General features: G+C 46.7%; 20 protein-coding genes. All 20 read right to left on the bottom strand.

Annotated elements, in window-relative coordinates; genetic code table 11:
• Positions 1-16: 16 nt before the first annotated feature.
• Positions 17-949, bottom strand: coding sequence for a D-alanyl-D-alanine carboxypeptidase family protein (locus ACTRDR_RS04370; protein ID WP_440526283.1), 933 nt, complete (start codon positions 947-949; stop codon positions 17-19).
• Between the two features lie 40 nt (positions 950-989).
• Complete coding sequence (mgsA, locus tag ACTRDR_RS04365; RefSeq protein ID WP_022154416.1) at positions 990-1,385, bottom strand: methylglyoxal synthase; 396 nt, start codon at positions 1,383-1,385, stop codon at positions 990-992.
• A 39-nt stretch (positions 1,386-1,424) separates the two neighbouring features.
• On the bottom strand, positions 1,425-2,531 hold the full coding sequence (locus ACTRDR_RS04360) for an FtsW/RodA/SpoVE family cell cycle protein (RefSeq protein ID WP_176863210.1): 1,107 nt from the start codon (positions 2,529-2,531) through the stop codon (positions 1,425-1,427).
• A gap of 27 nt (positions 2,532-2,558) precedes the next feature.
• Positions 2,559-2,843, bottom strand: coding sequence for a cell division topological specificity factor MinE (gene minE, locus ACTRDR_RS04355; protein WP_176863212.1), 285 nt, complete (start codon positions 2,841-2,843; stop codon positions 2,559-2,561).
• A gap of 11 nt (positions 2,844-2,854) precedes the next feature.
• A complete protein-coding gene (minD, locus tag ACTRDR_RS04350; protein ID WP_176863214.1) occupies positions 2,855-3,676 on the bottom strand; it encodes a septum site-determining protein MinD in 822 nt (273 codons plus the stop codon).
• 42 nt (positions 3,677-3,718) lie between these two features.
• Positions 3,719-4,390, bottom strand: coding sequence for a septum site-determining protein MinC (locus ACTRDR_RS04345; protein WP_440526282.1), 672 nt, complete (start codon positions 4,388-4,390; stop codon positions 3,719-3,721).
• An 86-nt stretch (positions 4,391-4,476) separates the two neighbouring features.
• Complete coding sequence (locus ACTRDR_RS04340) at positions 4,477-7,362, bottom strand: penicillin-binding transpeptidase domain-containing protein (protein WP_176863218.1); 2,886 nt, start codon at positions 7,360-7,362, stop codon at positions 4,477-4,479.
• A complete protein-coding gene (gene mreD, locus ACTRDR_RS04335) occupies positions 7,352-7,891 on the bottom strand; it encodes a rod shape-determining protein MreD (protein WP_440526281.1) in 540 nt (179 codons plus the stop codon). Before mreD ends, ACTRDR_RS04340 begins: the two co-directional genes overlap by 11 nt.
• Positions 7,881-8,768 (bottom strand): rod shape-determining protein MreC, encoded by an 888-nt coding sequence (gene mreC / locus ACTRDR_RS04330; RefSeq protein ID WP_440526280.1) that lies wholly within the window; start codon positions 8,766-8,768, stop codon positions 7,881-7,883. The genes mreD and mreC overlap by 11 nt, the downstream gene beginning before the upstream one ends.
• Positions 8,765-9,775 carry a rod shape-determining protein MreB gene (gene mreB, locus ACTRDR_RS04325; RefSeq protein WP_176863222.1) on the bottom strand — a complete coding sequence of 337 codons (1,011 nt, stop codon included), beginning with the start codon at positions 9,773-9,775 and terminating at the stop codon, positions 8,765-8,767. The genes mreC and mreB overlap by 4 nt, the downstream gene beginning before the upstream one ends.
• Before the next feature lie 20 nt (positions 9,776-9,795).
• Entirely contained in the window at positions 9,796-10,494 is a 699-nt protein-coding gene (radC, locus tag ACTRDR_RS04320) for a RadC family protein (RefSeq protein WP_176863224.1), read from the bottom strand.
• A 33-nt stretch (positions 10,495-10,527) separates the two neighbouring features.
• The gene (locus ACTRDR_RS04315; protein ID WP_022312493.1) at positions 10,528-10,767 is read right to left on the bottom strand and encodes a DUF4321 domain-containing protein; all 240 of its coding nucleotides are present in this window, start codon (positions 10,765-10,767) and stop codon (positions 10,528-10,530) included.
• A 172-nt stretch (positions 10,768-10,939) separates the two neighbouring features.
• A complete protein-coding gene (locus ACTRDR_RS04310; RefSeq protein WP_176863226.1) occupies positions 10,940-12,256 on the bottom strand; it encodes a methionine gamma-lyase family protein in 1,317 nt (438 codons plus the stop codon).
• Positions 12,240-13,196 carry a tRNA (adenosine(37)-N6)-dimethylallyltransferase MiaA gene (gene miaA / locus ACTRDR_RS04305; protein ID WP_440526306.1) on the bottom strand — a complete coding sequence of 319 codons (957 nt, stop codon included), beginning with the start codon at positions 13,194-13,196 and terminating at the stop codon, positions 12,240-12,242. Before miaA ends, ACTRDR_RS04310 begins: the two co-directional genes overlap by 17 nt.
• A 37-nt stretch (positions 13,197-13,233) precedes the next feature.
• Entirely contained in the window at positions 13,234-13,713 is a 480-nt protein-coding gene (locus ACTRDR_RS04300; protein WP_176863228.1) for an LURP-one-related family protein, read from the bottom strand.
• The gene (gene mutL / locus ACTRDR_RS04295; protein ID WP_440526279.1) at positions 13,713-15,785 is read right to left on the bottom strand and encodes a DNA mismatch repair endonuclease MutL; all 2,073 of its coding nucleotides are present in this window, start codon (positions 15,783-15,785) and stop codon (positions 13,713-13,715) included. The genes ACTRDR_RS04300 and mutL overlap by 1 nt, the downstream gene beginning before the upstream one ends.
• Before the next feature lie 27 nt (positions 15,786-15,812).
• On the bottom strand, positions 15,813-18,470 hold the full coding sequence (gene mutS, locus ACTRDR_RS04290; RefSeq protein ID WP_176863233.1) for a DNA mismatch repair protein MutS: 2,658 nt from the start codon (positions 18,468-18,470) through the stop codon (positions 15,813-15,815).
• 135 nt (positions 18,471-18,605) lie between these two features.
• Positions 18,606-20,255 carry a SulP family inorganic anion transporter gene (locus ACTRDR_RS04285; RefSeq protein ID WP_440526278.1) on the bottom strand — a complete coding sequence of 550 codons (1,650 nt, stop codon included), beginning with the start codon at positions 20,253-20,255 and terminating at the stop codon, positions 18,606-18,608.
• Between the two features lie 128 nt (positions 20,256-20,383).
• Positions 20,384-21,436 (bottom strand): GGDEF domain-containing protein, encoded by a 1,053-nt coding sequence (locus ACTRDR_RS04280; RefSeq protein ID WP_440526277.1) that lies wholly within the window; start codon positions 21,434-21,436, stop codon positions 20,384-20,386.
• Positions 21,437-21,550: 114 nt separating this feature from the next.
• Positions 21,551-22,966 carry a tRNA (N6-isopentenyl adenosine(37)-C2)-methylthiotransferase MiaB gene (gene miaB / locus ACTRDR_RS04275; protein WP_440526276.1) on the bottom strand — a complete coding sequence of 472 codons (1,416 nt, stop codon included), beginning with the start codon at positions 22,964-22,966 and terminating at the stop codon, positions 21,551-21,553.
• Positions 22,967-22,974 lie beyond the last annotated feature (8 nt).

The following is a 22,974-nucleotide window of genomic DNA, read 5'->3' as shown; positions in this document are numbered from 1 at the left end:
CCTTAAAAAACAACATCTATTTGTTGATTTGCTCCAGGAGTTGTACCATTTCCGGATACAGCACATCGCTTGCCGAAGAATTCAGTATCACGGAAATATACGGTGCTCCGCTCACATCCCGGGACAACAATATCAGGCAGTGTCCTGCCGCATTGGTGGTACCGGTCTTGCCTCCGATCACCGTAATATTCTCCGGTGCCTGAAAGTCTCCCTTCAGGAAACGGTTCGTATTATTCACGGTAAGCTCTTTTGCCTTACCGTCCTTATCATAATACGTGGTCTGATAGGATGTCATATGAATAATTTCATTGAAGGAATCATATTTGATTGCTTCATTGAAGATCAGATACAGATCATATGCTGTGGTATAGTGGTTATCATCCGACAGACCGTGGGGATTGGCGAAACTGGTATTGGTTGCACCAAGTCTTGCTGCTTCTTCGTTCATCATCTCCACGAAATGATCCACGCTGCCTCCAACATTCTCCGCAATCAGTATGGCTGCATCATTTGCGGAATACATCAGCAGAATATGCAGTGCCTGATCTAACGTCATGGTATCGCCGCTTTTCAGTCCGCAGAGCTGAGCACCGGACTCCGTGATCTTAACGGAATTCGTGGCAGTAAGTATCGTATCCAAAGATGCGTTTTTAAGTGCTACCAATGCCGTCATTACCTTCGTCAGGCTGGCGGGATAAAGCCGCTCATAGGCATTTTTGGAATACAGTACTTCTTTGTTATTCACATCGAACAATACCGCCGCCGACGCCTGGGTCATATCCACGCTGCCGTCTCCGGTATTGTCCCCGGTAACCACGCACAGATCCTGGGCGAATGTTGCTGCTTTGTCTTCTCCCGTTCCGGCGAGAACATTAAAACTGCTGACGTTAGAATCCACGTCATAGGGAAACACATAGGCTACATTACCACATCCCGTCAGCATTATCATACAAAGTACTGTCGAAATGCAGGAAGTAATCATACGAAATTTATTTGTACATCTCACGCCACTCTAAATCTCCTCTGTCTAAGGACTTGATCAACAGTTCTGCGCTGGCAAGATTCGTTGCCAGTGGGATATTATGCATATCACAGAGACGCATTACATTACTCACATCCGGTTCATGTGCCTTCGGCGCCAGCGGATCCCGCAGAAAGATTACCAGATCGATCTCATTGTGTTCGATCTGTGCACCAATCTGCTGCTCACCGCCCAGATGACCCGCCAGATATTTGTGAACGTTAAGATTGGTAACCTCTTCGATCAGCCTTCCGGTAGTTCCGGTAGCGTACAATTCATTTTTGCTCAGGATTCCCCGATAAGCAATGCAGAAGTTCTGCATTAATTTCTTTTTGGCATCATGTGCGATCAGTGCAATGTTCATACTCTATACCCCTTCTTCTCTTCTATCTTTAGACTTTCTTTAACCTTTTTTCGCTTGAAGCCGTACATTCATTACAACTCCCATACCAATATACAGACTGAGTAAGGATGTCAGTCCATAACTGACAAAAGGCAGCGGAAGTCCTGTGTTCGGAAGAATAAATGTTGCAACTCCGATATTTACAAAGCTCTGGAAGGCGATCAGGCCTCCCATAGACGCGGCGATAATGGTTCCTGCAATATCCTTTGCTTTTGATGCAATGGATATGCATTCCATCGCCGTGAAAAGCAGTAGAATAATAACCGCTATACTTCCCTTAAATCCGAACTCTTCCCCGATTACCGCAAATATGAAATCGGTTTCCGCTTCTGACAGGAAATTGCCGTTTTTCACCGATGTGATCTCGTTATTTTTATAGCCCTTGCCGTTCAGTTCCCCCGAGCCGATGGCCGTTACGGAATTCAGCTGCTGGTATGCCAGATCCGTGGAATATTCCTCCGGATTCACAAAGGCAAGAATACGATTTCTCTGATAGGTCTCCAATATGGTACTGTCCGGCCGCATCGCCAGTGATACCAGGATAATGATAACCGGAACGGCTACCGCCAAAGCTCCGAAGATCAGTTTATAACTGATGCCGCCGGTGTACAGAATCACGCAGAAAATAAAGATCAGTACAATACTTGTAGACAGTGCCGGCTGTTCCTTTACCATGATCCAGGGAACTCCCATAAGTACCGCGATCAGAGCGATCACACGGAAGGTGTTCAGCTTCTCCTTATATTTCATAATAAACTGTGCAAAGAATAAAATCAATAAAATTTTTGCAAGTTCCGAAGGTTGAAATTGCAGTCCGCCGATCTTCAGCCATCTCTGTGCTCCGTTGCCTTCTTCGCCCATCAAAATGACCAGTCCTAACAGGACAAGATTGCCAATATACATCAGCCAGTATAGCTTCAGCAGAATGGAATAATTAAAAAAAGAAAGGACGATCATGATAACCAATCCGACTGCCACACCGGCAATCTGCTTGTTCTGCTGTGCCGGTTCGGCGCTGCCGATCGTCAGTATTCCGACGACCGACAGTGCAAGCACCAATATGATCAATTTAAAATCATAATCCCGTAATCTATAATTCTTAAACATTTATCAGCCTTTCTGTTTCTTATGTATTCATGGCATTTTTGCATTTTTCTGCAGATCCAGGATCGGTATATTGGCAATCAGGCTGGGAGTTTTATTCCGTCCGCCTTTATTATTGCCCTTCGCCTGTATCTCAATCTCCATATGGTCTGTGTCAATGCGCATATACTTGGAGATCACTTTGGTAATATCTGCCTTGATCAGTTCCATCATCTCCGGCGAACAGTTTACCCTGTCGGATATCAACAGAATTTTCAACCGGTCCTTTGCCACCTGGCAGGAACTTTTCCTGCGAAAAAAATGTTTCATATTCATCCGTCCCCTTCCTATACTTTTCGAAAAATACCGGTTACTTTTGTCCAGAAAGACATACCTTTTTCGAAGTCCAGGAAAGGAATTTCTCTTCCTCGCAGACGTTCCACCACATTGTAATATGCTTTTCCCGCCGGTGTATCATTCCCTACAAGCGGTTCTCCCTGATTCGTGGCGATCACCACGTTTTCATCATCCGGAATGATTCCGATGAGAGGTATCGCAAGAATATCCACCACATCATCCGCAGACATCATATCTCCCCGGCGCACCATATCCATACGCAGTCTGTTGATCACCAGATCCATCTGTTTGAATCCGTTGGCTTCCAACAGTCCTATGATACGATCTGCATCCCGGATAGCAGATACCTCCGGCGTGGTTACGACTAACGCCCGGTCCGCTCCGGCGATGGCATTCTGGAATCCCTGTTCGATTCCCGCAGGGCAGTCTAAAATAATATAATCAAACTGTTCCCGCAGGTGGTCTATGACCTTCACCATCTGCCCCGGGGTGACCGCGCTTTTGTCTCTGGTCTGTGCCGAAGGCATCAGATAGAGTCCGGGATGTCTCTTATCACGAATCAATGCCTGCTTGATGCGGCAGTTACCTTCTACCACATCCACCAGATTATATACGATACGGTTCTCCAGTCCCATGACAACATCGAGATTGCGCAGTCCGATATCCGTATCGATGAGGCAGACTTTACAGCCCGCCTTTGCAAGACCTGTTCCGACATTTGCAGATGTAGTGGTCTTACCTACACCGCCTTTTCCTGAAGTGACGACAATGACTTCGGAGCTTTTCTTCTCCGTGGAAACATTTTGTTCCATATTGGATTCCTCCTGTTTTATTTTGTCGTCCCCTGGATCCTGTTAAAAGGCACCCAGTAATTCTTTTGTAAGGGGATCAAATACGATCTTCCCACCCTTCAGGTGTGCAATTTTCGGTTGTACTTTGGGGTGTATTCCCCATTTCAACTGTTTCGCATTGGTTTTATATTTGAAATCGCCGATTTTTAATCTTTCCGGCTCCATTTCAAGCGCTACGATATAGGCATCTTCTCTGCCGTCTCCTCCGGCATAAGCTTCGCCATACAGGCCTCCCAGAATGATAATGTTGCCTGCAGAAAACACTGCACTTCCCGGATAGACATCCCCCAGCACCACAATGCTGTTCTCCGTCTCGATCACTTCCCGGTTCTTCAGAGTTCCTTTATAGAATTGTCCTCCTTCCGTACCGGACAGCTTTTTATCCATATGTTGAAGTGCCTTGATGAAATTTTTATTGGTATCGTCATCATGTCCGACAATACAGGCGATCCTGACATTGCTGTTCACGCGGATGGTATCCAAAATCAGAATTTCTTCTGCTTCTGTAACCTTCCGCCCCTCCATAGACAGTGCCATGGTGGAGCTTCCGAAAAAATTCCTTGCTTCTGTAAATTTTACCGTAAGTTCCTGTAAAATTTCCTCCATGGAAGCATTCTCTCTCATCAAAAGCGTAATACCATTTGGAAAACTTTTAATCAATACTGCATCTTTCATGTTCTATACCTGTCTTTTTAATTTATCTATCCGGAGTCCCACATTCGCATAATCGCTTCTTTGAAGCTTTCCTTTTGCGAATAGGATTACATCTCGTTCGATACCGCATTATCCAGTGCATCTGCCGTACCGGTGATCAGATCATCCTCTTCTGCCAGTCCGTAATAATACTTAATAATGTCTCTGGTGAACTGTGCCGCATAGTCGGAAGAATATCCGAAGGGAATTCTGGTCGCAATAGCGATCTCCGGATTCTCATACGGTGCATAACAGATAAACAGCGCGTGGTTTGGTCTGGACGCGGTCTGCTCTGCCGTACCGGTCTTACCTGCCACATTTACCGCCAGATCGCTGAAATATTTTTTATTCTCCACCACCTGACGCATTCCCAGATGGAAAGCATTCCAGTATTCCTGCGGCAGATCGATCTGATTCCGCACCTCTGCATGATATTCCTTCAGCAGATTCCCCTGGGAATCTGTGGTCTTATCTAAAAGGGTCAGATTATAGCAGGTACCGCTGTTGGCAATGGTAGTAACATATCTGGCGAGTCCTACCGTCGTATAGCTGTTGCTGCCCTGTCCGATAGCGGAACGTACCGGGTCCTTGGTAGACACATCCGGAGCATATTCGCCAATCTCCACGCCGGACTTATCCGTCAATCCATACAGATCCGCATATTTACTTAAAGTATCCAGACCTTCTTCCTCATTATAAGTTCCACTTCTTGTAGCCAGTTGATAGCCGACATTGTAGAAGAAATAGTTACAGGAATCTTTGATGGCTGATGTTACATTCTCATAACCATGTCCGGAGATCCTCCAGCATCTGGGAGATGGTGTGATCTCAGTAAAGGTTCCGACACAGTTCACTTTGGTCTGCAGATTGATCACATTCTCCATCAGCCCTGCCGTAGCAGACACTATCTTGAATGTAGATCCGGGCGCTGCCTTGTATTGTGTGGCAAAATTCAGCTGAGGGCTGGACTTGTCCGCATTCAGCTGCGCATAGTATTCCGCATCCACGGTATTGGCCATTTTATTGTTGTCATAGCCGGGGTAAGATACCATGGCAAGCACGTCACCCGTATTGACATCCGTAATTACCACAGAGGCATTGCAGGGATCCAGCGCCAGCTGTGCCGGTGTGATCTCCAGATTATTGATCCGGTTCATCATGAACTGATATGCCGACATTTTTCCGGAATACAGAGCTTCCTCATCTTCCGCAGGAATATCCACCACCTGTTGTTCGCATAAGAGCATGCAGATCTGTCTGCCGGTGATCTTATCATTTAACAACATATATTTATAAAAACGTTTTTGAAATTCCGATGTATGGTCCACCTCATCAATGATGTAATCCAACAGTTTGTCATACACCTCTGCGGAATCGGAATATTTATCATTCAGTTCCAGCTTGCTGACATCGATCCAGTTCATAGCAATGCAATACTGAAGGTATTCCTTCAAAGAGATGACCTCTTCCTTTGCCCAGGCATTCTGTGTGGCATCGTTATCATCCACCAGTTCTTTCATGATCACGCCATTCTCCCTAAGTAGGCTCACAATATTGCTCTGGTAGACCTGATACTCCTTGGATAGTTTATTGTACGGTGTTGCCCCGTCCGTAAGTTCGTATGTCAGTTTATCGTAAACACCCTGTTTATATTCCAGATAAGCTGCGTATACAGCCTGCTCCGTCTCTTTTGCGTCCTCTGCTTCAAAGTGCTTTCTGTTCAGAATATTGTTATTGATCATGGCAAAATACACATCGTAGATGGGTATCTTGATGGAAGAGCTTTTCGCATTTTCCGGCAGATTAAACTCTTTGGCATTGATGATCTTGCTGGCTACCAGACCGGCAAGCTTCTGCTCCACAATATTATAAACCGCTTCTGTAAGATCCTTGTCTATGCTCAGGTAGACATCTGCTCCCGGCTGTGCCTCCTTACGTTCCAAAATGGTGATCACCTTACCGGTAACATCTACCACCACTTTCTCACTGCCCTTGGTACCCTGCAGCGTTGTCTCCATATAGGCTTCCATACCGCTCTTACCTACCACATCATTGATAGTATACGAGTCTTCACTTCCGCCTTCCGCTACGACCTGCGCGTTTAATTCCGTCAGTTCATCGGAAGAAATCTTGCCGGTATATCCCAGCACATGTGCAAAATATTTACTGTCTATATAATGTCTCACCGTGTCTTCCACAATGGAGACACCGTCTAACTGGTCGGAATTCTCCATGATGACGGCTACCGTCTCCTCACTGACATTGGTCGCCACAGTGGTTCCCACGTATTTACGGAAAGAGGTCAGATTCATGGCATACCGGATGGTCACCATCTGCAGCCACTCTTCCTTCGTATAACCCTTTCCGGGTACAAAGACAGTCTTATTGTCCTCAGGATCCTCGTACTGACCGATGGCAAAGCCCTTGGCACGGCTTAAGTATTCCATCAGCTCCTGGGCAGTCATGGCCTTTTCTTCCTCTGACAGCTTGTCGACGGTCTTGTATCCAAGTACGTCCGCTTGGAAACGGAGCAGCGCCGTACCATCCACCGAATAAGTGAAATCACCGTCCTCATCGATCACAATCTTAAAATCTGTGATCACACTGTCCCCGTTTTTCTCGATCAGTTTGATCAGACGATATACTACATCGTTCACCTTGGCATTCTTATTCCGGCTGGATTCAAATACATCCTCGATCTTCACGGAGTACGCCAGCTCATTTTCCGCAAGGACATTGCCGTTGCGGTCTAAAATACGGCCTCTGGTACTGGAAATATCTCTGGTCTTCTCAATTTGGAGAATAAAATCATTCAGATATTCTTTACCGTTTACGATCTGCAGATTAAAACAGCGATAAACAAGCACTCCGGCGAAAAAAACAAATAAAATCGCCAACACTGTCAGTCTGCTGGTCACAATATTTATAATGTGATCTTTGATTTCACGAAACAAATTTCTGTGCGCTCCTTTTTTCCTTCTCCTCCAGCTTCTGATTGATCTTCAAAATCAGAGGATACAAAATAATCGTAACAACGATAGTGTAAAGTGCCTCCGGAAGGATCACTTTGGTAAAATAATACGGGAAATAAAAACGCCCTCTCAACAGGAACATCAGAATATAGCAAATTAATCCATAAGAAATATCACTTACGACGATCAGTGCCAGTGGCAGTTTGATGTCTTCCGGATAAAAGATCCGGCAGAATTTTCCGTTCACAAAGCCTATGTACATCATGACCATGGCATAAAATCCAAGAAAACTGCCAAAAAAAATATCACATAAAAGCCCACAGGCAAACCCGATCAGAAGTCCCGCCTTCTCCCCTCTCATGAATCCGAAAGAAGAAGTCAGAATGATCATCAGATTGGGAATGATGCCACCTAACGCCAGACTGTTAAACACACTGCACTGCAGGATAAAGAATACAAGGATCAGTAACACGACCACGATCTTGCGTAGAATACTGCTGTTATTCTCCATCTGTGCCTCCTCCCGGAACCTGCTGCTTTTTGTCTGTAATGACAAGCACTTCGCTCAGATGTTCAAAATCCACCACCGGAGTCAGATATCCGGATTTGGTCAGATTATTTGTATCTTTGTTGATGGTGCTGATATAACCGATCAGGATATTGGGCAGATATTTGTCACTGATATCGGAGGTTACGACCTTATCTCCCTCTGCGACCGCATCCTGACTGTCCACCAGCTTGCTGAAAGAGATCACTCCCTGCGCCATCAGCTGTAAATCTCCGGATACAATAAGATTATCCCCTGTTGCCAGTGTCATACCGCTGACATTGGAATTATCGGAAATGATCGATGTCACCCTGGACCAGTTCGGTCCCACAGAGGTAATCCGTCCTACCAGTCCGCCTCCGGCGATCACATTCATATCATCTGCAAGTCCGTCATTGGAACCCTTGTCGATGACAAAGGAGGAATACCAGTTCCCGGAATCTCTGCTGATGATCCTGGCTCCGATCTTATTGTAATCTCCGTATTCCTCATCCAGCTCCAATAAGCCTCTTAATTCATTCAGTTCATATTTATCCTGCTGCAGCAGGGTGTTCTCCTCCGTGAGGGATGCCACCTGTTCCTTCAGGGCGCTGTTCTCCGCTAAAAGCGTGCGGATCTGCACCAGTTCATCCGAACGGTTCGATAACCATTCTCCCGCCTTGGCGATACCCTGTTCAAAGGGAACGATCACATATCCCACCACACGGTTAAACGGGCGGTTAAACACATTGGTCCCGAAGGTCACCAACATCATAACAGTACACAGGATAGTTAAAATAAAAAGGAGATATTTACTCGGTAAAGTAAACCTCTCCCCTTTTCTTTTTACGACTGGGCTCATTTACTCATCCCTTCAATTGCGTAAGCTACAGTTTTATAGTTATCATCCTTGATGATCTTGGCAAGTCCCGTTGCCACGCTGGTCAGAGGATTCTCTGCCACATTAACGTGCAATCCGGTACCAGTTGCCAGTCTCTCCGCTAAATGGCTCACCTGGGATGCGCCGCCGGTCAGATAAATGCCGTGACGATAAATATCCGCTGCCAGTTCGGGAGGAGTCCTCTCTAAGATTACTTTTACGTTATCAATGATCGTGTTGAAATGCTCTTCCAAGGACTCGTCCACCATTTTCGTGGGAATCTCACGTTCTACCGGAAGACCGGTTACAATATCTCTGCCGTATACAATGGCACCCTTACCCTCTTCTTCCAGTTCTTTCAGAGCAATCTTCACATTCTCCGCGGTCTTGCCACCGATGATCAGTGAGAATTCTCTTCTGACCGCCGCACGGATGGCATCGTCGAATTTCATACCTCCCACCTTGATCAGACGGCTTAATACGATACCGCCCAAAGACAGGATGGAGATCTCCGTGGTCTCATAACCGACATTTACCACCAGCACACCCTGGGAATTTTTCACATCGATATCCAGTCCCAGACCGTCCGCAACTGCCTTTTCCACTACCATGATCTTCTTCGCCTTCACATTGGCACCCTTGATCAGATCGTAGAAAGCTCTCTTCTCCACCTCGGTAACATCCGTCGGCACCGCAATGAAGAAATCGGAAGGCTTGGTATTGCCTTTTTGCAGATCTCCGATAAAATACTTCACCAGCGTCTCCATATTCTTAATGTCTGCGATCACTCCGTTGGAAAGTGGATAAGAAATATGAATATTGCCGGGAGCCTTCTCATACATTTCAAATGCGGAGTTGCCGTAAGCAAATAAAGTATTCTTATTCTCGATGGCAATCATATTCTTCTCGATCATAATGTTGTCATCATTGCGATTATAGATCTTTATGTTGTTGGTACCGAGGTCGATACCGAATGCGTTGTTTGCCACTGTCGTTTTCCTTTCTTCTATCATCTCAATAATTTTTGTTCTTTAAAGCTAGTATACCTGTTATCCCCGATAATAATGTGGTCTAACAGGGGAATATCCATCTGTTCTCCCGCTCCGGCCACGTTGTCGGTAAGTTCTCTGTCCGCTCTGCTGGGCGTTGGATCACCGCTTGGATGATTATGCACAAGGATAATATTCACCGCTTTGTCTTTCAATGCTTCTAAAAATATCTCTCTGGGAGATATCAGTGCCATGTTCACACAGCCGTCCGACAGTTTTTTCTCCCGGATCAGCTGTCCTTTTGCATCCAGGCAGAGCAGATATACACACTCTGTATCCTTATGGCGCAGCTTCTCCATGAAATATTCCGCCACCATATCCGCTCTGGTAAAACAGATCCCGGTGCTTGCTCTCGCCCGGCTCATACGATTGGATAATTCGGCGATGCATTTTAATTTCACTGCTTTCACTACGCCGATCCCACGAATCTGTGTCAGTTCCTCCACGCTTACGTCGTGTAGGCCCAAAAGTCCCTCCCTGGGATATTTTGCCAGTGCCAGAACCTTCTCCGCCAGTTCCAATGCGGAAGAGTCTTTGGTTCCGGTTCGCAGGATAACTGCCAGAAGCTCCGCTTCCGTAAGGTTCTCCGGTCCGAAGTTTAAGAATCTCTCATAAGGCAGCTGTAAATCCGTTACATGTTGTGTTAATTTTGCAGGCATAAGTCTCCTTCTGCCTTCTCCGACGTATGTTCTCTAACGGATAAAACGGTATACCACAAAAGCAATGATCACACCGATCACGCTGGCAATGGTAATGTTAAACTCCAGTCCGAAGGTAAGAATGATAAAACCGAGATTCAGTTCAACCGGGCTGCTGAGTCCAAAATTCTGTCCGTAATTCAGAAAAGTACCGTCAAAATAAGTTCCTATAAATCTACCGATCACAAATCCGATCAGTACCAGGACAATCAATACCCAATTAATTCTCTTCAAGGCATTTCCTCTTCTTTCTTTTCTTGTGTACTCTCTGTATCCGTCCGGGTCTCCCCATAAGTCCCATCTTCCATACGTCTTTTTATACTATCACAAAAAGCTTCTTCTGTACACAAATTTAGTGGATTTTATTTTGCGCTTTTTCTACAGGATTCGTATTCCCTGGCAGGTTCTATATTGCCAGCCTTATCTGTTCTTCTGTCACGATTCCCTTCTTAAGCAACGCCTGCAGGGATTTCAGAATGCCGAACTTGGCATGCTGCCAGGTCAGTCCACCCTGAAAATATACGGCATAGGGAGGCTTAATGGGACCGTCTGCTGACAGTTCAATGGAGGATCCGGATACAAATGCCCCTGCCGCCATGATGACCTGTGCATCATATCCCGGCATATCCCAGGGTTCCGGCGTCACATGGCTGTCTACCGGAGCCGCTGCCTGGATTCCCTGACAGAAGCCGATGACGCCTTCCGGCTGTCCAAACGTTACAGCCTGGATAATATCATGTCTGCTCTCTGTACCGTTCGGTACTACCGCAAAGCCTAATTTTTCATAGATATTTGCTGCAAAGATCGCTCCCTTTAATGCACCAGCCGTCACGGTAGGCGCCAGGAAAAATCCCTGATAAAAATCCTTCAGAATGCCAAGAGATGCTCCTACTTCCTTACCGAGTCCCGGGGAAGTCAGCCGGTATGCCGCATTTTCCACGCATTCCTTTTTACCGGCGATATAACCGCCGATGGGAGCCAGTCCGCCGCCGGGATTTTTGATGAGGGATCCCACGATCATATCCGCACCCACATCGGAGGGTTCTATCGTCTCCACGAATTCTCCGTAGCAGTTATCCACCATGCAGATCACATCCGGCTTGATACCTTTGATAAAAGCGATCAGGTCACCGATCTGCTGTACCGACAGGGTCGGTCTGGTCTGATATCCCTTGGATCTCTGGATCGTTACCAGATGGGTCTTGTCATTAATGTTTTCACGGATCTTATCATAATCAAAGCTTCCGTCCGGCAGCAGGTCTACCTGGCGATAAGTTACACCGTATTCTGCCAGAGACCCCTTCGAAGGGCGGATGCCAATGACTTCCTCCAAAGTATCATACGGCTTGCCTACGGGGGACAACAGCTCGTCTCCGGGTCTTAAGTTGCTCATCAGAGCCAGTGCCAGTGCGTGGGTACCGCAGGTGATCTGGGGACGCACCAGGGCATCCTCCGTATGGAAGGTTGCTGCATATACTGCTTCCAGAGTATCTCTTCCCAGGTCATTATATCCGTAGCCGGTAGTACCCAGCAGGCAGGCTTCACTTACCTGATGCTGTTGCATGGCTTTTACCACCTTTAGCTGATTATACTCCGCATTCCGGTCCACCTCGTCAAAACGCTCCCGCAGACTTTTCTCAATGGCACATCCATAGTCATATACCGTCTTACTGATCCCCATGGAAAGATACATTTCTTCATTACTGTTATTGCTGTTTTTCATAGATCCCTTTTTCTCCTAATTCCTTTATCATATATTCTAAAATTTTCTCTTCGTCATAGTCAAATTGCTGTTTATCCAGCCAGGTAACTTCGTTCTCCCTGCGGAACCAGGTCAGCTGTCTCTTGGCAAAATGCCTGGTGTCCCGCTTCAGAGTATACACCGCTTCCTCCAGGCTGCATTCTCCGTCCAGGTACTCCAGGATCTCTTTGTACCCCAGTCCCTGCATGGATACCATTCCTCTGTGACAGCCTTTTGTTTTCAGGCTTCTGACTTCTTCCACCAGTCCTTCCGACAGCATTTCATCAATGCGGTTTTCGATCCGCGCATACAGCTTTTCTCTGTCATCCGTCAGGACAAAATAGCTGAAATTATATGGACTCGTCCGTTCTTTTTCTCGTTCATTATGAGTAGAGATCGGTTCCCCGGTAAATTCATAATATTCCAGTGCACGGATGGTTCGCTTGATATTGTTTGCATGAATGTTATCTGCTGAAACCGGATCAATTTTTCTGAGCATGTCATGTAGTACTTCCGGTCCCTTTTCTTTCGCAAGCTGTTCCATTTTTTCCCGATATTCAGTATTCTCTTCGTTCTCTGTAAAATCAATCCCCCGAAGTACCGCCTGAATATAGAACCCGGTGCCTCCCACCAGAATGGGAATATGTCCCCTGTCATAGATCTGTTCCATGCATTCCAGACACCGTTTTTGGAATACCACCACATTAAATTCTTCCCACGGCTCCAATATATCGATCAGATGATGGGGCACTCCCTGCATTTCCTCCGGGCGGATCTTGGCGGAACCGATATCCATATGTTTATATACCTGCATGGAATCTGCCGAAAGAATCTCTCCGTCTATGGTTTTTGCCAACGCAATGGACAATTTCGTCTTGCCTGCTGCGGTGGGACCGGTCAGTACGACCAGCGGTCTTTTTATAGATTGTGTTACCGACATAATTCTTCTTCCTTACACATTATCCATTATTATTCTGGGTGCAGTTTGCCGCATCAATGGCGATGACTAACATCAGCCCTTCCAGTTCATCCTTCGGATCAGCAAAGTTAATCGTGTAGGTATCTCCCCAACGGAACAGTTCCTTAGAGATATGAATGATACTGCTGCATCCGCTGTACACATCGTAATCCCATCCCAGAAAATCTCCCTCCACGCGCCAGCCGTTGTAATCGATCTCGTACCTTGGCTTGAAAAAGGAGAACTGCTTGCGGATCTCGCCCCTTATCTGTCCGTTAATTTCGATTTCAAATGCCGGGAGCAGGGTCAACAGCCGCTGTCTGATAACACCCAGTTCACGATTGTTTCTGTCATATACATGCAGCTGATGTCCTAAGGAAAAAAACTCCGCCTTTACAAAATATTTTGCATTTTCATTTTCGTCATAGACGTCATAAGAATCTGTCCAGGAAAATACTCGTTGTTTGATCAGTAAACGCATTATACAATCCTCTTAAATTTCTTCTCCAGGTCAGTCTCCGTCATGGCAATGATGGTAGGTCTGCCGTGGGGACAGTTGTAGGGGTTATCCAGTGTCAGAAGTTCATCGATCAGCTGATCCGCCTCCTGAAGGCTTAATCGGTTGTTACCTTTAACAGCTGCCTTGCAGGACATGGATGCAATCTTCTCCTCGATGACCTGGAAGCTTCCGCGGTTGCCGGTCTCCTGGGACAGTTCATCAAGCACCGCTAAAAACAGTTCTCTCTCGCTGCACCCGTAGAGGTCCACCGGAACACTGCGCAGGGCATATTCGTTGCCGCCGAAGGCTTCGATCTCAAATCCAAGCTGTGAAAAGGCATCCTCATAGGTGTGAAGAATGCTTTCCTCCTGTCCCGTGAGACTTACAATGATGGGCGGCATCAGGCGCTGGGATATCACACTTTTTTCATGGAACTGCTTCATCAGGCGTTCGTATTTCACCTTCTCATGGGCTGCATGCTGGTCAATGATGAACAGCTTATCCTTGAACTGGATCAACCAGTAGGTATCGAAGACCTGTCCGATGATACGGTAGCGGCTGCGATTCTGCACAGATAACAGTTTCTCTTCAAACAGATTCATCTGCTGAACAGCCTTCACCTCAGGTTCCTTATCTTCCGGCTGTGTCTGCGCAGGACTATCTTCCTTCGGCTCGATCACCTCAGCGGTCTCCGGGCAGATAACAGGCTCTGATGAAGTCTCAGCCCTTGGCTCCAGCGGTGCTGCCTCCACGAAGAAATCATCCTCTTTCGTTTCAGGCGTTGCTGCGGTTACCGGGTTTGGTTCCTCTGTCCGCGCACTTATAGACTCCGGTTTACGGATACTGGTCTGTATGCCTGCATGTGCCTCCTGCCAGATCGGCTTCTGTATAAATTCCCTCCGGTCTTTCGGTACTGCCTCGTATTTGGCAGCCTCCATGACGCGGTAGCTTTCTTCTCTTTTTTTCTCGAACACCTCCGGCGTATGCTCCTTCCAGGAAGCTTTTCTGTCTTCCTGCTCCTTTTTCTGAATGGATTTTTCATCCTCTAAGGAAGCATCCGGGATCATTTCCCGGTTCCGCAGGGTTGTTGCTATATTCTCGCTCAGCATTCTGGCAAATGCCATGCCATCGGAGAACCGTACATCCATTTTGGAGGGATGTACGTTCACATCCACGGTCTCCGTATCCATCGTAATATGCAGCACGCACAACGGGAATTTATGCTGCATCAGATACTGCTTATAACCTTCTTCAATAGCTTTAGCGATCACACCGCTGCGGATAAAGCGACCGTTGATAAAATAGATCTCAAAATTGCGGTTGGAACGTACCAGCACCGGTTTTCCCAAATATCCCTCTACCTTAATGCCGTTTTCTTCCATCTGGATCGGTACCAGCTGTGCAGCGATCTCTCTGCCGTAGATCCGGTAGATGACTTCCCGCAGATCACCATTTCCGGAGGTATGGAATCTGGTCTGATTCCCCAGTACGAATTTGAAAGAGATATCCGGTCTGGACAGTGCCAGATGTTCCATCAGATCCGTGATATAACTGCCCTCCGTGGCAGGCTGTTTTAAAAATTTCCGGCGGACCGGCGTATTGAAGAACAGATTCCTCATGAGAAATGTGGTACCGTCCGGTGCGCCGATCTCATCGATGGACTGTTCCTTTGCCCCCTCTAACACCATGCGGGTTCCGGTGAGATTTTCCTTTCTCTTGGTGATGATCTCCACACGGGACACCGCCGCGATACTGGACAGAGCCTCACCACGGAAGCCAAGGCTTGCGATATGGTTCAGATCATCCGCATCTTCGATTTTGCTGGTGGCATGCCGCAGAAACGCTGTGGGAAGCTGTTCCCGTTCAATGCCGCAGCCGTTATCCGTCACACGGATGAACTCAATACCACCTTCTTTTGCCTCTACCGTAATCGCCGTGGAACCGGCATCTATGGCATTTTCCACCAGCTCTTTCACCACACTGGCAGGTCGTTCTACCACCTCACCGGCAGCGATCCTATCGATCGTCCGGGAGTCCAGTACATGTATTCCCATATATCTACCTATGCCTTTCCCTTATAACTAACCGTTCCAGCGGTTCTTTAGCTTATTCTGTAACCGGTACAGGGTGTTCAGTGCATCTAACGGGGTCAGCGTCGTCACCTCAATCTCCATCAGTTCCTTCAGAATATCCTCATCCGTCACAGTGTCGAACAGAGACATCTGTGCCAGATCCACCTCATCGTATTTGGGCTGTTTTTTTGCCTTGCCATCGTTTTTATTATCGATAGCGATGCTCTGCACCTTTTCCGTAATATCATTGTCCGACAGCTGTTCCACGATCTCCTTGGCACGGTCAATGACCATATCCGGCACTCCTGCCAACTTTGCTACCTGGATGCCGTAGCTCTTGTCCGCACCGCCCTTTACAATCTTACGTAAGAACACGATATCGTCGCCACATTCCTTCACAGCAATGCAATAGTTGTTCACATTATTCATTTTGCCTTCCAGCTCGGTCAGCTCATGGTAATGGGTGGCGAACAGCGTCTTGGCTCCTAAAAGCTTGCGGTTGCTGATATGTTCGATCACTGCCCAGGCAATGCTCAGTCCGTCAAAAGTGGAAGTACCTCTTCCGATCTCGTCTAAGATCAGAAGGCTCTTGGAAGTGGCATTCCGTAAGATATTCGCCACCTCATTCATCTCCACCATGAAAGTGGACTGACCGCTGGCCAGATCATCCGAAGCTCCCACACGGGTAAAGATCCGGTCTACAATACCGATATTAGCGGTTCTGGCAGGGACGAAGCACCCGATCTGCGCCATCAGTACGATCAGTGCCGTCTGACGCATGTATGTGGACTTACCTGCCATATTGGGACCGGTAATGACGCTGATACAATGACTGCCATTATCCAGATAAGTGTCATTGGCAATAAACATATCATTGGTGATCATCTGTTCCACCACAGGGTGTCTTCCGTCCTTGATGTCAATAACACCCTTTTCATTTAACTTCGGACGTACATAATGATTGCGCTCCGAAACCAACGACAGGGACGCATACACATCCAGCTTTGCAATCGCTTTCGCGGTGTTCTGGATGCGGACCAGTTCCTGAGCAATGGTATCCCTTATTCTGCAGAACACATCATATTCCAGCGTCTGGAGCTTGTCCTCCGCATTTAAGATAGTGTCCTCCAATTCTTTCAACCGCGGTGTGGTATATCGTTCCGCATTTGCCAGAGTCTGCTTGCGGATATAGTCCTCCGGCACCAGATCCTTGTAAGAATTGGTCACCTCGAAATAATAACCGAATACTTTGTTATATTTGATCTTCAGATTCTTGATCCCGGTACGTTCTCTGTCTTCTTCCTCTAACTGTGCCAGCCACTGTTTTCCGTCATGCTTGGCGCTTCGCAGTCTGTCTATGGTCTCATCGAACCCATCTTTGATCATTCCACCTTCCCTTATGGAGATCGGCGGTTCTTCAATGATCGCTTCATCGATCAGCTGATAGATGTCCTCCAGTCCGTCAATCTGCTCCCGGATTTCCACAAGTTCATCTTTTTCAAATGCAGACAACACCGTCTTAATAGGCGGCAGCATCTCCAGGGAATTCCGAAATGCGATCAGATCTCTGGGATTTGCAGTCTTATAAGTCACCTTACTGAGCAGTCGCTCCAGATCGTAGATGGGATTTAAGTATTCCCGGATCTCATCCCTGGAGATAGAGTCCTGATTCAGCTCCTGGATAGCATCCAGACGTTTCTCCATCTCATCCTTCTCAATCAATGGCTGTTCAATATAATTGCGCAGAAGCCTGGCGCCCATGGCAGTCTTCGTCTTGTCTAACACCCACAAAAGTGAACCTCTCTTCTGCTTCTCTCTGAGGGTCTCCGTCAGTTCCAGATTTCTTCTGGTGGAACTGTCCAGCAGCATATATTTGCTGGTAAGATAGGGATAAATATGGGTAAAATGCTCCAGATCCGTCTTCTGTGTATCATACAGATACTGCAACAGTGCTCCCGCCGCTAAAAGTCCCGTAGGGAATTCTTCGACGCCAAGTCCGATCAGCGTATTTACCTTAAAATGCTTCATAAGGATCCGTCTGCACCCGTCATCATCGAACATATGGGATTCCAGCGCATTGACGGAGATATGTAAGCGGGACTTTAAGTCATTCACATCAAAGCCACTGACTAAAAATGCCTCGTTGCAGATGATCTCAGAAGGTTCGTACTTCATCAGTTCATCATTTAATTTTTTCAGATCTTCAACTTCCGTCACATAATAATCACCGGTAGTTACATCTGCAGCGGAGATACCGATACCGTCCGAAGTATAGGCGATGCTCAGCAGATAATTATTTTTGCCGGCTTCCAGTGATTGTACGTTTAAGTTGGTACCGGGTGTCACCACACGGATCACTTCCCTCTTCACCAGTCCCTTGGCAAGCTTCGGATCCTCCACCTGTTCACAGATAGCTACTTTATAGCCGCGGCTTACCAGTTTGGACAGATAGCCTTCCACGGCATGGTAAGGAATACCGCACATGGGCGCACGTTCCTCCAGGCCACAGCTTTTTCCCGTCAGTGTGATCTCCAGTTCTTTGGAAGCCACCAGCGCATCGTCGAAAAACATTTCATAGAAATCTCCCAGACGATAAAAAAGGATGCAGTCCTTATACTGCTCCTTGGTCTCCATATATTTTTGCATCATTGGTGTCAATTCAGCCATGATCTTCTCCTGTTCTGTAAAAAGGATCCACGACAAAGCGGACACGCAAAAGCTTGCGTATCCGCATCTATCTTAGCACAAAATATTGAGGTTGTAAATTAAAGAACCCCTATGAAAAATGATAGTTTTTCACACTTACTGCAGCTTTGCTGCACGTTCCAGTGCATCATCAATATGGGCACAGACATTTTCTCTGCCCACCTTATCTAGGAATCCGCTCTTCTCCATGACATGCATGGGCTGTTCCCCTACATGGGACAGAATGATCTGGATGTTTTTCTTCTTACAGTCTGCATATAACTGCTCCAGATTATGCATGGCCGTGGCGTCGATGGCGCTCACGCTGCGCATACGCAGTACCAGGCAGTTCATCTTCTCATCTAATGTGATCTTCAGGATCTTGTCCGCTGCACCGAAGAATAAAGGACCACTCACTTCGTAGACCATGGTGTTGTGAGGTACGACTCTTAAGGACAGGCTGTCCGCATCATCATCCTCATCCACGTATTTCCAGCCTTCCACTTCCGTCACATCGCTCATACGCTTCATGAACAGAATGGCTGCCAATAAAATACCTACTTCAATCGCTACTACCAGATCGAATACAACAGTCAGTACAAATGTGGTCACCAGAACGATAATGTCACTCTTGGGTGCGGTCTTGCACAGACCTACAAATTTACGCCAGTCGCACATATTGTAAGCCACCATGAACAGAATAGCTGCAATGGTGGGCATGGGGATCAGTGCCGCATAAGGCATCAGTACTACCAGAATCAACAAAAGAGTCACGGAATGCACCATACCGGCAATAGGGGTTCGTCCGCCGTTTTTCACATTGGCAGCAGTTCTTGCGATGGCACCGGTGGCGGGGATTCCGCCGAACAATGCAGAAGTAATGTTGCCGGCACCCTGGGCGATCAGTTCCATATTGGAACGATGTCTGCTGTTCACCATACTGTCCGCTACCACGCAGGAAAGCAATGACTCAATGGCCGCCAGAATCGCGATGGTAAAAGCATCCGGCAGGACGTTCTGTACCGTTTTCAGGCTGAAAGCGGGCAGAGAAATTGACGGAAGCTTATTGGAAATCTCATACAGATCTCCAATTGTATTAACATTCATGTTAAGCAGTGCTACCATGGCACTTCCCACCAGTACCGCGATCAGAGAAGGGGGAATCTTCTTGCAAAATCCCGGCAGATACTGCCACAGGATCAGGATCAGGAGACTGATCACACCTACAAGCAGTGCCTGCAAATTTGTGGTGGAGATGAACTGAAATACTGCTTTCAGTTTATCCATGGTCTCGATCAGTGGCTCTTCGCTGACAATGGTCAGTCCCAGGAAGTCCTTGATCTGTCCGATAAAGATTGTCACAGCAATACCGGAAGTAAAACCGGTGGTGATCGTATAGGGTATAAACTTGATCAGATTGCCAAGTCGTAAGAAACCCATCAGGATCAGGATCACACCCGCTAACAATGTCGCTATGATCAGACCGTCCATCCCGTTCTTCGCTACAATTCCTGCAACAATAGTGGCAAATGCCGCAGTAGGGCCTGCGATCTGTACACGGCTGCCACCTAAGAAAGAGATCACAAAGCCTGCCGTAATGGCGGTGTAAATACCTTTTTCAGGCGTTACTCCGGAAGCCAGTGCAAGTGCAATGGATAAGGGCAGGGCAATGATTGCTACAATGATACCTGCGATCACATCTTTTACAAACTGTTCTTTCGTGTAGCTTTTCATCACAGAGAAAAGCTTCGGTTTCAATTTTTCCATAACATTCTCCTCAATATAATCTCCTCAATAAAAAAACCGTGTGAAATTATAAAATTTTTATAAAATCACACGGGTCTTATCATAGCTCTATTTTTTAAGCTTTGCAAGACTTTTTTATTATTTTAAACCTATTCTACCATACGGTTTTTACCGTTATTTTTGGCAGTATATAATTTCCGGTCCACAGAGGTAAACAATAGATCCAGCTGTTTATCAGCCTCATAACGCTCCATTCCACCGCTGATGGTAATATCCGTCTGTCTGGTATTCTGGGAATATCTCCTTAAGCCTTCCTGGATATTCCGGAATGAATGTAACACTTGTTCCCGATCATCCTGTTCAAACACCAGCATAAACTCCTCGCCGCCGAACCGGGACGCGATTCCTTTTCCCTGCATTTCTTCCAGCATCAGTCTGCCGGCCTCCCGCAGTACATCATCACCGTATCCATGCCCATAGGTATCATTGACTGCCTTGAAATCATCTACATCCATCAATACGATCCAGAAGTTCTTGCCCGGCTTGCATATCCATTCATTCACCTGATTTACAAGATAGCGCCGGTTATACAGCCTGGTCAGAGGATCATGGTTCGCTGCAAAGTTCAGATTTTCACTCAGACTCAGCAATTGCTTTCGTTGTTCCTCGTATCTTCTGAGCAATTCAAATATCATGGCAAATACAGACACTCCCACAATAACAAAGGAGCCAAGCGTAGTTCCGATTTTACCCGCTTCATCCATATTTCTCCATACGGAAGGCCGTTCAAAGCTGCTCATCATGATCACCAGATATTCCAGCAGTGTGACCGTAAAAGAAACGATCACCACATTTCTCGGGAAAAATATCGCCAGTCCAACGACCCCCAGGACCAGATATACGATAGAGGCATCCCCGTAGCAATAATACAAATAAGGAAATTCAAACCATACAAGTAGTAATATGATCAAGACCGCCGGTATTTGCACCTTTTTCGTAGTCCATCCGGCAATGCCGATGATCACGATCATCAGCAGGCATATCCCGCAGATTATGGTCGGCAGTTTCGTACCGTGAATACAGAAATTGCAGATTGTTCCGATCAGATTTGCGGTGCACGCCGTTATCGTCAGAATCTGATACATTTTCCAGGACATGTTCTGTTCCAGTTCTATTCTTTTTACCTTCTCTTGTTCTTCCATTTTGATTTCCTTTTACAATTTATTCGTCTGTCATATCTATGATGCCAGGGTCAAAAGGTCTAAGCCCACATGAGCTTGCTCATAGGTAGGTGAAAGACCTTAGGATCATCAGAGTCATGACTGAACCATATGTCCCATATAGTAAAATCCATGACATCCATCCAGTGAAACATTCACAAGCTTTCCCACCAGTGATGCATCTCCCGGAAAATGTACCAGCGTATTATTTGACATTCTTCCGGTCACTAAGGAACTGTCATTTTCATTGATCTCTTCTACCAGCACATCGCAGATCTGTCCCTGATACCTGGATACCTGTTCCCTTGCTGTCTCCTGCACGGTCTTAAGCACCCGGTCAAACTGCTCCTTTACCAGTTCCTCCGGCACCTGCTCCATGGTTGCAGCCGGTGTTCCGGTTCGTTTGGAATAGATAAAGGTAAAGGCATTGTCGTATTTTACGCGACGGATCACATCGATGGTCTCGTCTACGTCTTCCTTCGTCTCTCCGGGGAATCCTACGATAATATCCGTAGTGATCGCCATATCCGGAATCTCCTTACGGATCTTCTCCGCCAGTTCCAGATACTGTTCCTTAGTATAACGACGGTTCATTGCTTTTAATATCTTCGTGGAACCGGACTGCAAAGGAAGATGGAGGTGTCTGCAGATCTTCTTGGAATGCTTCATCACCTCGATCAGCTCATCCGACAGATCCTTGGGGTGGGAAGTCATGAAACGGATCCTCTCCAATCCCTCGATTTTTTCTACTTCCTGCAAAAGCTGCGCAAAGGTAATGGGCTCTTCCAGATTTTTACCGTAGGAATTTACATTCTGTCCCAGCAGCATGATCTCCACAACGCCATCTGCCACCAGTCCCTCGATCTCACGGATGATATCCTTCGGATTACGGCTGCGCTCCCTGCCACGGACATAAGGTACAATACAGTAGCTGCAGAAATTATTGCAGCCGAACATAATATTGATACCTGACTTGAAAGAATACTTTCTCTCCACCGGCAGATCTTCCACGATCTTGTCCGTATCCTTCCAGATATCAATGACCATTCCCTCATTTTCAAACAGGGAGCATAACAGCTCTGCGAATTTGAAAATATTATGAGTTCCGAAGATCAGATCCACGAAGCGGTAACTGTTTTTGATCTTCTCGATCACGGAAGGCTCCTGCATCATACAACCGCACAATGCGATCTTCATGTGAGGATTTTTCCTCTTGTAGCCGTTTAATACTCCCAGTCTTCCGTAGACACGCTGATTAGCGTTATCTCTCACCGTACAGGTATTATAGATCACAAAGTCCGCATTCTCATCCTCAATGATCTCATAGCCGACTTTTTCCAGAATTCCCACCAGTTTTTCCGAGTCCCTGGCGTTCATTTGACACCCGAAGGTAGTCACACAGCAGGTAGGCTTTCTGCCCAGTTCTTCTCCAAGCTTTGCCACATAACCGGAGGCTTTCTCCATAAAATAATACTGTCTGTCGGTTTCGTTCATTTGTGTTACATTTGTCATATAAAAAA

The organism is Simiaoa sp., from assembly GCF_051972595.1.
Classification (GTDB): Bacteria; Bacillota; Clostridia; order Lachnospirales; family Lachnospiraceae; genus Acetatifactor; species Acetatifactor hominis.
Note: the sequence above shows the minus strand (reverse complement) of the source record. Positions and strands in the feature narration are given on the sequence as shown.

What these genes read in the sequence shown, in the direction of transcription:
- ACTRDR_RS04370 (WP_440526283.1), bottom strand. Translation starts at nt 949, where the DNA reads ATGATAATGCTGACGGGATGTGGTAATGTAGCCTATGTGTTTCCCTAT.
- mgsA (WP_022154416.1), bottom strand. Translation starts at nt 1,385, where the DNA reads ATGAACATTGCACTGATCGCACATGATGCCAAAAAGAAATTAATGCAG.
- ACTRDR_RS04360 (WP_176863210.1), bottom strand. Translation starts at nt 2,531, where the DNA reads ATGTTTAAGAATTATAGATTACGGGATTATGATTTTAAATTGATCATA.
- minE (WP_176863212.1), bottom strand. Translation starts at nt 2,843, where the DNA reads ATGAATATGAAACATTTTTTTCGCAGGAAAAGTTCCTGCCAGGTGGCA.
- minD (WP_176863214.1), bottom strand. Translation starts at nt 3,676, where the DNA reads ATGGAACAAAATGTTTCCACGGAGAAGAAAAGCTCCGAAGTCATTGTC.
- ACTRDR_RS04345 (WP_440526282.1), bottom strand. Translation starts at nt 4,390, where the DNA reads ATGAAAGATGCAGTATTGATTAAAAGTTTTCCAAATGGTATTACGCTT.
- mreD (WP_440526281.1), bottom strand. Translation starts at nt 7,891, where the DNA reads ATGGAGAATAACAGCAGTATTCTACGCAAGATCGTGGTCGTGTTACTG.
- mreC (WP_440526280.1), bottom strand. Translation starts at nt 8,768, where the DNA reads ATGAGCCCAGTCGTAAAAAGAAAAGGGGAGAGGTTTACTTTACCGAGT.
- radC (WP_176863224.1), bottom strand. Translation starts at nt 10,494, where the DNA reads ATGCCTGCAAAATTAACACAACATGTAACGGATTTACAGCTGCCTTAT.
- ACTRDR_RS04310 (WP_176863226.1), bottom strand. Translation starts at nt 12,256, where the DNA reads ATGAAAAACAGCAATAACAGTAATGAAGAAATGTATCTTTCCATGGGG.
- ACTRDR_RS04300 (WP_176863228.1), bottom strand. Translation starts at nt 13,713, where the DNA reads ATGCGTTTACTGATCAAACAACGAGTATTTTCCTGGACAGATTCTTAT.
- mutL (WP_440526279.1), bottom strand. Translation starts at nt 15,785, where the DNA reads ATGGGAATACATGTACTGGACTCCCGGACGATCGATAGGATCGCTGCC.
- mutS (WP_176863233.1), bottom strand. Translation starts at nt 18,470, where the DNA reads ATGGCTGAATTGACACCAATGATGCAAAAATATATGGAGACCAAGGAG.
- ACTRDR_RS04285 (WP_440526278.1), bottom strand. Translation starts at nt 20,255, where the DNA reads ATGGAAAAATTGAAACCGAAGCTTTTCTCTGTGATGAAAAGCTACACG.
- ACTRDR_RS04280 (WP_440526277.1), bottom strand. Translation starts at nt 21,436, where the DNA reads ATGGAAGAACAAGAGAAGGTAAAAAGAATAGAACTGGAACAGAACATG.
- miaB (WP_440526276.1), bottom strand. Translation starts at nt 22,966, where the DNA reads ATGACAAATGTAACACAAATGAACGAAACCGACAGACAGTATTATTTT.